This window comes from Xenorhabdus bharatensis (genome assembly GCF_037996705.1).
Classification (GTDB): Bacteria; Pseudomonadota; Gammaproteobacteria; order Enterobacterales; family Enterobacteriaceae; genus Xenorhabdus; species Xenorhabdus bharatensis.
In genome coordinates this window covers 171,078-183,302 of record NZ_JBBMXG010000004.1, presented here as the reverse complement: position 1 = coordinate 183,302, position 12,225 = coordinate 171,078, and the positions used below count along the sequence as shown (strand labels likewise).

General features: G+C 41.2%; 11 protein-coding genes. 3 read left to right on the top strand and 8 right to left on the bottom strand.

Annotated features, from left to right (window positions below; all coding sequences use genetic code 11):
• Nucleotides 1-377: 377 nt before the first annotated feature.
• The 7 genes from mgtE to purM all read right to left on the bottom strand — a co-directional run bounded on the left by mgtE (nucleotide 378) and on the right by purM (nucleotide 8,176).
• A complete protein-coding gene (mgtE, locus tag AAC855_RS05720; RefSeq protein WP_340608665.1) occupies nucleotides 378-1,841 on the bottom strand; it encodes a magnesium transporter in 1,464 nt (487 codons plus the stop codon).
• Nucleotides 1,842-1,887: 46 nt separating this feature from the next.
• Nucleotides 1,888-2,052 carry a YfgG family protein gene (locus AAC855_RS05715; RefSeq protein ID WP_340608664.1) on the bottom strand — a complete coding sequence of 55 codons (165 nt, stop codon included), beginning with the start codon at nucleotides 2,050-2,052 and terminating at the stop codon, nucleotides 1,888-1,890.
• A 12-nt stretch (nucleotides 2,053-2,064) separates the two neighbouring features.
• On the bottom strand, nucleotides 2,065-3,597 hold the full coding sequence (gene ppx / locus AAC855_RS05710) for an exopolyphosphatase (protein WP_340608663.1): 1,533 nt from the start codon (nucleotides 3,595-3,597) through the stop codon (nucleotides 2,065-2,067).
• 3 nt (nucleotides 3,598-3,600) lie between these two features.
• Nucleotides 3,601-5,673 (bottom strand): polyphosphate kinase 1, encoded by a 2,073-nt coding sequence (gene ppk1 / locus AAC855_RS05705; protein WP_340608662.1) that lies wholly within the window; start codon nucleotides 5,671-5,673, stop codon nucleotides 3,601-3,603.
• A 23-nt stretch (nucleotides 5,674-5,696) separates the two neighbouring features.
• Complete coding sequence (speG, locus tag AAC855_RS05700; RefSeq protein WP_099110879.1) at nucleotides 5,697-6,260, bottom strand: spermidine N1-acetyltransferase; 564 nt, start codon at nucleotides 6,258-6,260, stop codon at nucleotides 5,697-5,699.
• A 199-nt stretch (nucleotides 6,261-6,459) separates the two neighbouring features.
• Nucleotides 6,460-7,098 carry a phosphoribosylglycinamide formyltransferase gene (gene purN / locus AAC855_RS05695; RefSeq protein ID WP_340608748.1) on the bottom strand — a complete coding sequence of 213 codons (639 nt, stop codon included), beginning with the start codon at nucleotides 7,096-7,098 and terminating at the stop codon, nucleotides 6,460-6,462.
• Nucleotides 7,099-7,132: 34 nt separating this feature from the next.
• Nucleotides 7,133-8,176 carry a phosphoribosylformylglycinamidine cyclo-ligase gene (gene purM / locus AAC855_RS05690; RefSeq protein ID WP_340608661.1) on the bottom strand — a complete coding sequence of 348 codons (1,044 nt, stop codon included), beginning with the start codon at nucleotides 8,174-8,176 and terminating at the stop codon, nucleotides 7,133-7,135.
• A gap of 229 nt (nucleotides 8,177-8,405) precedes the next feature.
• On the opposite strand from purM, the gene upp reads away from it, so the two are divergent.
• The 3 genes from upp (at nucleotide 8,406) to AAC855_RS05675 (ending at nucleotide 10,976) form a co-directional block, all read left to right on the top strand.
• Complete coding sequence (gene upp, locus AAC855_RS05685; protein WP_340608660.1) at nucleotides 8,406-9,032, top strand: uracil phosphoribosyltransferase; 627 nt, start codon at nucleotides 8,406-8,408, stop codon at nucleotides 9,030-9,032.
• A gap of 66 nt (nucleotides 9,033-9,098) precedes the next feature.
• Nucleotides 9,099-10,412 carry a uracil permease gene (gene uraA, locus AAC855_RS05680; protein ID WP_340608659.1) on the top strand — a complete coding sequence of 438 codons (1,314 nt, stop codon included), beginning with the start codon at nucleotides 9,099-9,101 and terminating at the stop codon, nucleotides 10,410-10,412.
• A gap of 213 nt (nucleotides 10,413-10,625) precedes the next feature.
• On the top strand, nucleotides 10,626-10,976 hold the full coding sequence (locus AAC855_RS05675; protein ID WP_340608658.1) for a hypothetical protein: 351 nt from the start codon (nucleotides 10,626-10,628) through the stop codon (nucleotides 10,974-10,976).
• A gap of 66 nt (nucleotides 10,977-11,042) precedes the next feature.
• Here the strand turns inward: AAC855_RS05675 and AAC855_RS05670 are convergent, their stop codons facing one another.
• Entirely contained in the window at nucleotides 11,043-11,879 is an 837-nt protein-coding gene (locus tag AAC855_RS05670) for a hypothetical protein (protein WP_340608657.1), read from the bottom strand.
• Nucleotides 11,880-12,225: the final 346 nt, after the last annotated feature.

Here is a 12,225-nt window from a genome sequence, read left to right as displayed (position 1 = left end):
GAATACATAAAAAAACTGAATATTGTGAATATATTGCAGGTGAATGGGATAGCGATCTGTCTGATGAAAGAAAGCGATTACTAGAAGATGAGATTAATATATATTGTAAAAAAGCCAATAAATTATTTTATGAATTGAAGGAGAAATACAAAGATGATCCCAGAAAAATGGAAATAATTAATAAGCACAGTGAGTTAATAAGATACTATACTGAAAAGCCTATTGAATAGTTTATTGGTTTTCATCAATTATAAAATTATGAGAAGCCAATCAAATGATTTTTCATAACCATCAAAGTATTTTTAAATGGTAAATATTAACCCGCGTTAAATGCGGGTTAAGCCAATCGGTGTTTTTTTAAAGTAACCTGTTACGCATTAAACCAAAAATAGGGTTGCCAGTCCTAAAAAGATAAAAAAACCACCGGTATCAGTAATCGCAGTTATCATCACACTGGAGCCAATAGCAGGATCTCTGCCTAGTCTCATCATAATAAAAGGGATCAGCACACCCATCAGGGCAGCCATCAGCAGGTTGAGTATCATTGCCATGGTCATCACTCCGCCCATTGCTGGGTCACCGTAGAGCAGATAAGTGACAAGCCCCATAATTCCTCCCCAAATAATACCGTTTATCAGGGCAACACCCAGTTCCCTTAATAAAATATAAGGAAAACTCCCTGTCCGGATTTGATGGAGTGCCAGTGCCCGCACGATCATAGTGATGGTCTGATTACCGGTATTCCCTCCGATACCTGCCACGATAGGCATCAGTGTGGCAAGCGCAACAAGCTGAGAAATTGTATGCTCAAACAGACCGATAACCCGTGAAGCAACGAATGCAGTGCACAGATTAATAGCTAGCCATGCCCAGCGGGTTTTTACTGCCTGTCCAACCGGAGCGAAAACATCTTCTTCACGGCTCAGGCCACCCATACGCCGGATATTGGTATCTGTTTCTTCGCTTAAGGTATCGACGATATCCTCAACAGTCAGACGTCCCATCAGACGGCCGTTATTATCCACAACCGCCGCGGAAATCAGGTCATAACGTTCGAACGCACTGGCTGCGTCTTCACCTTTTTGCTCCGGCAGAAAAGTTACGGTATCTATGTTCATCACTTCAGCGACTAATTTATCGGGGGCGTTGGTTAACAGGGTAGTGAGCGCAAGTTCTCCCTGAAGCCGGTTTTTACGGTCAATAACAAAGATTTTATCCGTTGTTGCAGGAATAGAACCACGGGAGCGCAGAAAACGCTGAACGGTACTGAGCGTAACATTGCCGCGTACAGTTACAAATTCAAAGTCCATCATCTGGCCGATGCTGTCTTTGTGATATTGCAATACTTCCCGGATTCGATTGCGTTGGCTGGGTTCCAGATAGGTCAGCAAACGGTGTGTGGTATCACGGGGAAGGTGTTCGACAATATAAGCCTGTTCATCGACGTGCAGTGTACCGATTGCTCTAAGTAGCGCGAGATCGGACATATCCTTAATTAAGTTATCCCAGACAGGGATTGAAGCTTCTACTAAAACTTCACCACGTTGGTTGTTGTCAATGAGCCGCCATAAAGCAAGGCGCTCATCATAAGGCAGTGCCTCCAGAATGTCTGCAATATCTGCTGCATGCAGGCTGGTCAGTAAAGAACGGACTTCTTCAATTTTTTCGAGTAGCAGATCATTGCTAATCTTTGCATGTGCATCAGCCTGACCTAATAATGTATCAACGAATAGCTTATCGTTAATTAACAGAGAAAAAAGGTGCTGGCGAGCAAGAGCCAGCTTTTGCGAATGTTGGTTGGCAACGTTCGTATTATCGGGTTTAAAGGCTGGCTGTAACATTATATGACCTTTAGGTTTTGCCAAAATTACACTATCAGGGATGATGTTATTTTGTCTTAAGAGCGCTGCTTTGTTCCATCATATTTTGCTTTTTTTGCTGATGATGTTCTAACGCTGCAATTGATGAATAGATAAAACGCCCGAATAAAATCAGAAAGCTGATAAGCAGAATTAATTTTGTAATCTGAGCGGTTTTCTTTTTCTTTTTCATAATACGATATCGTTAAGTTGATTCCTCTTGGATATGTAGATGCCAGCCTGCCACATCACCCCAGTAAGCTTGCTCTTTTTCTAAATCCAGTTGCATCAGTGTATTTTGAGTTAAATAGTTTCTCGGGAAAGAAAGTATCCAGTGCCCATGATCCGTTTCCAGCCTCAGTGACTCAGGTGTTGTGGTGGACTGACGCTGATTATTCAGCAGTGTTGCTAATCTTAATATCTGGAGCATAGGAAGATATTGCTTTTTCTTAAACAAATAGAAACGAGGGTGCTCATGAACTTTAACCGCTTTGCGGTGATAACGAACCAGTGTTGCCAGTAATGACTGCTGTTCTTGGTTGAAACCCGGCAAATCAGTATGTTGCAGAATATAGGCAGAGTGCCGTTGCAGGCCACTCAGATTAATACTTAAGCCAACCTCATGTAGCATGGCAGCCCAGAGCAGAATAGACTCCAGTTGTGGATGCACCCGTTTCGGGTTTTGTGTAGCCCACTGATCATACAGTGACTTAGCTGTATCCCAGACACGACTTGCCTGTTCGCGATCGATATTATAATGATCAGCAAGACTTTTGGCGGTTCTCTGGCGGATATCCAGATGGCGGAAACGGTCTTCCATTTCGTAAAGAACGCCTTCACGTAGAGCTCCGTCAGATAAGCATAATTCCTGAATATTCAGGGCGTCGAATATACCACACAGGATAGCCAGACCGGGAACCAGAGTTTGTTTGCGATCGTCCGATAAGCCGGGCAGATCCAGCGAGTTAAAATTTTTGTATTTCAGTACTCTTTTGACCAGCATCTGAAGCCGTTCAGGTGTAATCAGGCCATCTTTTTCACCCAATTCAACCAATAATTCATGCACGGCCTTAATCGTGCCCGACGCCCCCAGAGCAAAATCCCAGCCTTTTGTACGGAATTGCCAGATGAGATTTTCCAGTTTTTGTTCCGCTTGAAGCCGTGCTTTACGGAAGTTGTGTTCATTTATTACCCCATCAGGAAAAAACTGCCGGGCAAAACTTACACACCCCATGCGGCGGCTTTCGATGAGAAGAGGTTCGAAGCCTTCACCAATAACCAGTTCGGTGGAGCCGCCACCAATATCAATCACCAGCTTACGACCCTTTTCGGGCTGAGTATGTTCTACGCCCATAAAAATTAAACGGGCTTCTTCATGACCGGAAATAATCTCAATGGGATAGGGGATGACTTCTTTGGCTCGTTGCAGAAACTCTTCAGCATTACTTGCTTCCCGTAAACTGTGAGTTCCTACAAGGCAGACATTTTCTGCGGAGAAACCTTGTAATCGTTCAGCGAATAACGAAAGGCTTTCAAGGCCACGCTTGATAGCTTCTTCACTCAGTTCATTTTTATCGTTGAATCCATCAGCAAGGTAAACTCGTTTTTTCAGGCGACCGATAACTTGTAGTGCCCCATTTACAATACGGGCGATAACCATATGAAAACTATTGGAACCCAAATCGATGGTTGCAATTTCCAGCGGTTTAGGCGTTGGTGTATCGTGTTTCAACGGCATAAATTAAACTCTTGATTCAGGCTGTTCCAGATTCTTCAGGTAATCGTAAATGGCGGTTTGTGCACGAATTTTACGTTTATTCCCTCGTGGGACATACCTATTGCTTAATTCTTTATCAATATAACGTGCCTTGACCGTATCACTAAACTGTAATTCCAGAATATCGAGAACACGCTGTTTTAACAGTGGGTCAAGCAGGCAAACGGCAACTTCTATACGATAATCAATGTTCCGTGTCATCCAGTCTGCGGAAGAAAGGAAGATTTTCTCATCCCCTTTATTAGTGAAAACATAAACCCGATCATGTTCAAGAAAACGATCGACAATACTCGTAACCTGAATATTTTCACTAAAACCGGGCTGACCGGGAACCAGAGAACACATGCCCCGGATCAGAAGCCGTACTTTGACGCCAGCTTCAGAGGCATCGTATAGGCGATCTACTAATTCTCTATCTACCAGATTATTTATTTTCAGAGTGATACCCGCAATTTCTCCTGCTCTGGCATTTTCAATTTCCTGATCAATTAATTTATTGAGCATAGCCCGTGAGTTTTGGGGAGAAACCATCAAATTCTCAAATGTCACCGGCCGATAAGGGTTTTCAATAAAGTTAAATACCCGGCGTACTTCATTGGTAACTTCGGGTTTGGCTGTCAGTAGGGAATAGTCGGTATATAAGCGGGCTGTTTTTTCATTGAAATTCCCTGTGCCGATATGGGCATAACGGATAATTTCACTCCCTTCAAGACGTGAAATGATGAACAACTTGGCATGAATTTTCAGGCCGGGAGCCGAGAAAATGACATGTACACCTGCTTCAGTCAGGCGTTTTGCCCAGTGAATATTGGCTTCTTCATCAAAGCGGGCTTGTAATTCCACGACCACTGTCACTTTTTTGCCATTGTGGGCTGCATGGATCATGGATTCAACTATACGTGAGTCTTTCGCAACCCGGTATATATTGATTTTTATCGATAATACGCTTGGATCGAATGATGCCTGCCTCAGTAATTCCAGTACATGTTCGAAAGTGTGATAAGGATAATAAAGTAATACATCTTGTTCACGGATAGCATCAAAACCATTGCGGAAATGATCAAACCAGGTATGGCGTAACCGGGGCATAGGTTTATTCAGCAGGGTTCGGTTTCCTTCATTGGGGAATTTAATGAAATCTCTGAAATTGTGATAACGGCTGCCGGCAATGACGGAGTCATCGTTGGAAAGCCCCAGCTTGTTGCGCAATAATTCGACCATTTCATCAGGCATATCGCGTTGATAAACAAAACGGACAGGCTCGGCTGTCAGCCTTTGTTTCAGTGTTGAAGACATTAATTCCAGCAGGCTGGATTCCATTTCCGTTGCTAAATCGTATTCCGCATCACGGGTCATTTTCATGGAGTAAACACTTAGCGTGTCGTAATCAAAAAAGCCCTTAAAAATCTCATCCAGTGTGTAGCGCAGAATGTTATCAATCAGGATCATTGATTTGCGCCTTTTGGGCATTTCAGGCGGCAAATTAACGAAACGGGGAACTTTATCGGAAGGAATTTCCAGCAACGCGTATTTGGTTTCCTGCCCACGGATAATTTCCACCGCTAAATAGGTGTAATCATCTTTTAAAAATTCAACCAGATTAGTTTCCGGATTGATAACGATAGGCGTAATGTGTGGACGTAAATGCTGGCGGAAATACTGCCGTAGCCAGATTTGCTGATTAGGGGATATCTGCCGTTCATTAATGAGGAAAATCTGATTGCGCGCCATTTCCAACAGCAAATCGTTATAGAGTTCATCAAACTCCTGATCGATTTTGGCAACTTTCGCCTGAATTTTTTTTAATAATTGCCGGGCACCCGTTGCAGAGCCACGGGCTTCTTCACTGATCAGAATGCGACGTTTTACATCAGCAAAACGGACTTTATAAAACTCATCCAGATTATTGGAGTAGATCCCTAAAAACCTCATTCTTTCAATAAGTGGATTACTTTTGTCAGCCGCTTCCTGAAGCACACGTTCATTGAAAGAGAGCCAGCTGAGTTCTTTTTCTGTATAGAGGCGGTCGTGGGACATTACTACTCCATTGGGTCCATTGGTTAACAGTGCTGCTTTTTACTCTGGGAATGCCGAATTTTGTTAGCAAAATAGTGATGCTGGAAAGTACACATTCGGATAGCCGTATGATAAGAGCCATTTACAAAGAACTCATCAATAAGTTCTCCTTCTGTATAAAACCCCAGTTTATTGTATATATGAATTGCTTTTTCGTTTTCTTTATCAACGATTAAATAGAGTTTATAGAGGTTTAGTACTGAAAATGCGTACTCCATCGCAAGTTTAACTGCTTCCGTTGCATAGCCTTGCCCCTGATAAGCCGGCGCAATAATGAGCTGAAACTCAGCCCGACGGTGGACATAATCAATTTCCACTAGTTCCACCAGACCGACTTTGGAATTCATACTCTCAATAATAAAACGGCGTTCACTTTGGTCATGGATATGTTTGTCATAGAGATCGCATAATTCAACGAAAGCCTCATAAGGTTCTTCAAACCAGTAGCGCATGACACTGGCATTATTATCAAGCTGGTGGACGAAAGGGAGATCTTCCCGCTCAAGTGGACGTAGGTTTACAGGTGGGTTTTCGGAACCACTGGACATGAGATACCTCAGTGTTTTTAATGTAGGATGATTTAGTTCTGATTTTTATAAAAGAGAATATTATGAAGTAATAAAGTACAGCAAGGTGTCCGGCTAATTATTTTTACCTTAATATGATTAAGTTTAGCTTAATTAACTAACCTTAACACAATGCTGTAGTTTTGGAACTAATAATAAAGTGTGGAATTAATTATATCGATTAGTCTGAAGCGTATCCTTGTGGAGAAAGTACTTTTCCATCCAGAATGGCGGTATTGTTGCCCATGCTTAAACGCCCTTCCAGAAACCAGCCAATAACCAGCGGGTAAATATTATGCTCCTGAGTTTGTACGCGTCGAATAACTTCCTCTTCTTGGTCTTCTGCAAAAATGGGTACTTTGGCCTGTAAGATAACAGGGCCACCATCAAGCTCCTCGGTAACAAAATGGACAGAAGTACCGTGTTCCTGATCGCCGTTTTCTATCGCCTTACGATGAGTATGCAAACCGGGATATTTCGGTAGCAGGGAAGGGTGAATATTGAGCAGTCGCCCTCGATAATGCTGTACAAAGCCGGATGACAGAATCCTCATATAACCCGCTAAAACGACTAAATCGGGCTGATATTGATCAATAGCCGTAAGCAGTGCTGAGTCATAATCTGTGCGACCAGAATATTCTTTTGGATTAAGAAAATGGGCTGGAATAGCTGATTCTTCAGCGCGTTGCAGACCATAAGCGTCAGCTTTATTGCTGAATACAGCGCAGATCTGACCATTAATCCGGTTTTGCTGGCAGGCATCAATGATGGATTGCAGATTACTGCCATTACCAGAAATTAAGACCGCAATTTTTTTCATCGTCTTCATTGGATCACTTTCTATTAAATGGCTTTTATTCACTGATCGTAACTTGTTGCCCGCTATGATCAGATTCAGTGATGCTACCGATTTGCCACGCGTTTTCGCCCGCTTGATTCAGCCATTCAATTGCCTGTGCTGCCTGAGACTGAGGCAGGGCAATTATCATGCCGACGCCGCAGTTAAATGTACGGTACATTTCATGGTCGCTGACATTGCCGGCTTGTTGCAGCCATGTAAAAATAGCAGGCCATTGCCAGCTGGTGGCATCGATTTTTGCCTGCATATTTTCAGGCAGAACGCGGGGAATATTCTCCCAGAAACCACCACCTGTAAGATGGGAAATTGCATGAATTTCAAATTTTTCAATCAGTTCAAGCAGTGGTTTAACGTAAATACGGGTTGGAGCGAGAAGATGATCAGCCAATGTTTTACCTTCCAGCTCAGTTGTCTCGGTATTAGTCTGGCTCACTTCAAGGATTTTACGGATCAGTGAATAACCATTGGAGTGTGGCCCGCTGGATGCCAGTGCTATGAGTGAATCTCCAACCTGAACTTTACTGCCGTCAATGATTTCTGATTTTTCAACCACACCGACACAGAAGCCAGCAACATCGTAATCTTCACCTTGATACATACCCGGCATTTCAGCTGTTTCTCCGCCGACCAGCGCACAGCCTGCTTGTTTGCAGCCTTCCGCGATGCCAGTTATAACGCTCGATGCGGTATCAACATCTAATTTACCCGTTGCATAGTAATCAAGGAAGAACAGAGGTTCAGCCCCCTGAACCACTAGATCGTTGACGCACATGGCGACCAAATCAATGCCGATTGTATCGTGGCGTTTCAGATCCATGGCCAGACGCAATTTAGTCCCCACACCATCTGTGCCGGAAACTAAAACAGGCTCACGATATTTTTGTGGCAGAGAACATAATGCGCCGAAGCCACCCAATCCCCCCATCACTTCAGGGCGTCGGGTCTGTTTCACTACACTTTTGATACGATTGACTAAGGCATTACCAGCATCAATATCGACACCAGCGTCTTTATAGCTAAGAGAGGTTTTGTTGGTCACTGCGTAGCTCCCAGGCGGTTGCATTTGAATGAATAAAACAGAACGGAATAATTCTAACAGCCAAGGCAAACGTTTGCGATAGCTTTATGCAGGTTTATTGTGGATAAAAAAGAGAAAAAAATGACTTGTAGTTGCTAAAAATCAATATATTGATAGTTGTCTGATAGCAAAAAGGAGGTATAATCCCGCGATTTTTTTATCTGCCGGCTATATACAGTAGGAGAAACCCATGAAGATCGTTGAGGTTAAACACCCACTCGTTAAACATAAACTGGGCCTGATGCGTGATCATGATATAAGCACTAAGCGCTTTCGTGAACTGGCTTCAGAGGTGGGAAGTCTTCTGACATATGAAGCAACTGCTGATTTAGAAACTGAGAAAGTGACCATCGAGGGATGGTGTGGTCCGGTAGAAATAGACCAGATTAAAGGGAAGAAAATTACTGTAGTGCCTATCCTGCGTGCAGGTCTGGGAATGATGGATGGTGTTCTGGAAAATATTCCGAGTGCCCGCATCAGTGTTGTTGGTGTTTATCGTGATGAAAAAACCTTTGAACCTGTACCTTATTTTCAGAAACTGGTTTCTGATATCAATGAGCGTATGGCGTTGATTGTTGATCCGATGCTGGCAACAGGTGGCTCTATGATTGCCACCATTGACTTGCTGAAAAAAGCAGGATGCCCTGTTATTAAGGTTTTGGTTCTGGTTGCAGCGCCAGAAGGGGTTGCCGCTTTGGAAAAAGCACATCCTGATGTTGAATTATATACTGCATCAATTGATGAGCGCCTTAATGAACATGGGTATATTGTTCCTGGCCTGGGGGATGCAGGCGATAAGATATTTGGTACAAAATAATATTTTTAGCCGGCTGAAAAGTCGGCTTTTTTTTGGTTCCTAGTAAAACATAAGAGGACATAAATAGTGACCCGTCGGACTATTGGGGTAGATGAAAGGCCACCGTTAAGGCAGACCATTCCATTAAGTTTGCAACATTTATTTGCTATGTTTGGCGCAACCGTTCTGGTTCCCATTCTGTTTAAAATTAATCCCGCCACAATTTTATTGTTTAATGGTATCGGAACTCTGTTTTATCTGTTCATTTGTAAAGGAAGGATCCCGGCTTATTTAGGCTCCAGTTTTGCCTTTATATCTCCTGTATTATTGCTGTTGCCTTTAGGGTATGAACTGGCATTGGGCGGGTTTATTGTCTGTGGATTGCTGTTCTGTCTGGTTTCCCTGATTGTTAAAATCGCGGGAAGAGGCTGGCTTAATGTGATGTTTCCTCCTGCGGCAATGGGAGCCATTGTTGCCGTGATTGGTCTGGAGCTGGCAGGGGTTGCCGCTGATATGGCCGGGCTACGTCCGGCTGCGGGAACGGATGTTAATACGACGAATCTGATCATCTCAATGGTGACACTGGCTGTGACAATATTGGGTTCAGTCATGTTCCGCGGTTTTATGGCGATCATTCCAATCCTGATCGGGGTGCTGGTGGGTTATACGTTATCCTTTTTTATGGGAGTCGTGGATTTTACACCAGTGCGTGAAGCGCCGTGGTTTGCATTGCCGACTTTTTATACTCCGCGTTTTGAGTGGTTTGCAATTATGACGATTTTGCCTGCGGCACTGGTTGTCATTGCGGAGCATGTTGGTCATTTAGTTGTGACAGCGAATATAGTGCAAAAAGATTTGCTGAAAAATCCGGGATTGCATCGTTCAATGTTTGCTAATGGTTTTTCAACGATTATCTCAGGATTTTTTGGTTCAACACCGAATACCACTTATGGTGAAAATATTGGTGTAATGGCTCTGACACGCGTATACAGCACATGGGTGATTGGTGGGGCCGCGATTCTGGCGATTTTACTCTCTTGTGTCGGTAAACTGGCGGCTGCGATCCAGATCATTCCGGTTCCGGTAATGGGAGGCGTATCCTTGCTGTTGTATGGTGTGATCGGTGCATCTGGTATACGGGTGTTGATTGATTCTAAAGTAGATTACAGTAAAGCTCAGAACCTGATCCTGACTTCTGTTATTCTGATTATTGGCGTGAGTGGTGCAAAGATCCAAATTGGTGCAGCAGAGCTGAAAGGGATGGCGCTGGCAACGGTAGTTGGGATTGGTATGAGCCTGATTTTCAAATTAATTAGTATCATTCGCCCGGATGAGCCGTATATTAATTCTTCTGTGGAATCACTCAATGATGATAAAAAAGCGAGTGAAATCATAAAATAACTTGTATTGGCTTTCCTTTAAGAGAAAGAGTTTTGCAACGGACTCTTTCTCTTATTTTTTTATTGGAAAAAATACTGACTAATTTTTCTTGATATTCGTATAGTTGCCTAATTTTACCTCATTTTCACTCATCGATTTGCTATCTTTTTATCAAAATCTTTTACTATACTGGTAAGTATAAACACTAAAAGATAAAGAATAGTAGGGGATAAAATGGAAAACATAAATAATATTACTCTCTATATAGATAAATCATTAGAAAAAGAGTTTTATACAGAGCTTGAAAAATTTAATATAGAAGTTAATTCAATAAGCTCAGATGTGAAAACACTCAATATAGCTAAACGAACACTTACTTTTATTAAAGATAATTTAAGATATCTTGATGGTTTAAGAAAATCACTAATTGCGATTTTAGGTGGTGAACGTAATCTAAAAATATCTGTCACTAAAAGTGATGGTAGTTCCCTCTCTATTGAGGGAGATTTAGATAAAGATGAAATTATTGAAGTTTTGAAAGAAGCGAGTGCTCTGATCATTTCTCAATCTGATAAAATAAATTAAATGTTATTAATTAAAAATACTTTTCAGTTTCCTGTTTTTTAGCTCTGCTGTTTTTTCTGTTGATTATTATTTATAATATTTATTCATTTCTGCATAAGTCATATTATTCATTTCAGAGATATTATAAGCAACTGTTTCACATTTATCATTATTATGAACTATATTATAAAGATTACCTTTATCATCAATAAAGGCTACATTAATAAGTCGAAATTCGTAATTGAAAGATATTGCATTCAACACATGCTCACGTAAAGGAGAGAAAAGTGTGTTATATTTATCGGGTGTATTTTCTTTAAGTTGTGAGCTATCGGTTGATAATACATAATGACTATCCCTCTCCCATTCCTCCATTTTTTTCTTCCAGTTATCTGGATATTGCGAACCTTTACAGATAATCTCGGCCCACGGGTCACAAATCCAAGCTTCAGGCGGAAGAGTTTTTAATTCTCTCAATGGGTGTTTCTGCTTAGTGGTGGGATGATGTATCATAATAAAAGCATGATCATAAGGCTGAGGAGCCGCACATAGAGCAATATAGGTTGGGTTCTTATCTTTTTTTATATAAAAATTAAAAATTTCAAATGAATGAAATTTCATTAATTCATGAAAGACATATTGGCTCCGCTCTTGACAATTTCCAGTAAGACTTCTTTTGAATTTATTAATAGTAAAATAGGCATGACAATAAGAGATATCTTTTTTCTTAAGCCTGTCACGTATACTTTTTGTATTTTCGTAATGTTTATAGGCTGAGTTAAATAGTGTTTTTCTATTATTCTTTTCTTCAATCGTCATTCCTTCTATATTTTTTGTGCCTAAGCAGATATGGGTTGCTGAGTCTTTTCCAAATGTACCCTTTGCTCGTATAACAACACGCGCTAAAATATTTTCTATATTCATGGTAAGTTCCTTAATCATCAAATGATGATATGATAACCACAGGCTTTCTTTAGTCTTGTACTATACTTTTAATGACACCGTCAATGATGATTTTAAAAGTAGTTTTTGGCGAAGAGTATTTTTGGTAAGAAGTATAAATAACGTTCTGAAAAAAGAAGTAAATCACATTGAATATATGTCAATAATAATTTGAATTAAAAAATAATTTCTTATAAGCTCTTTGACTTTTTTCATGAAAAAACGGATGTCATCAACAGTTATCACCTTAAACTGAGTATTCATTTCATTTGTTATCGTTTTTTGTGGTAAACTTGGTTTCTATGGTAAACTTAATTCTGTTCGTTAT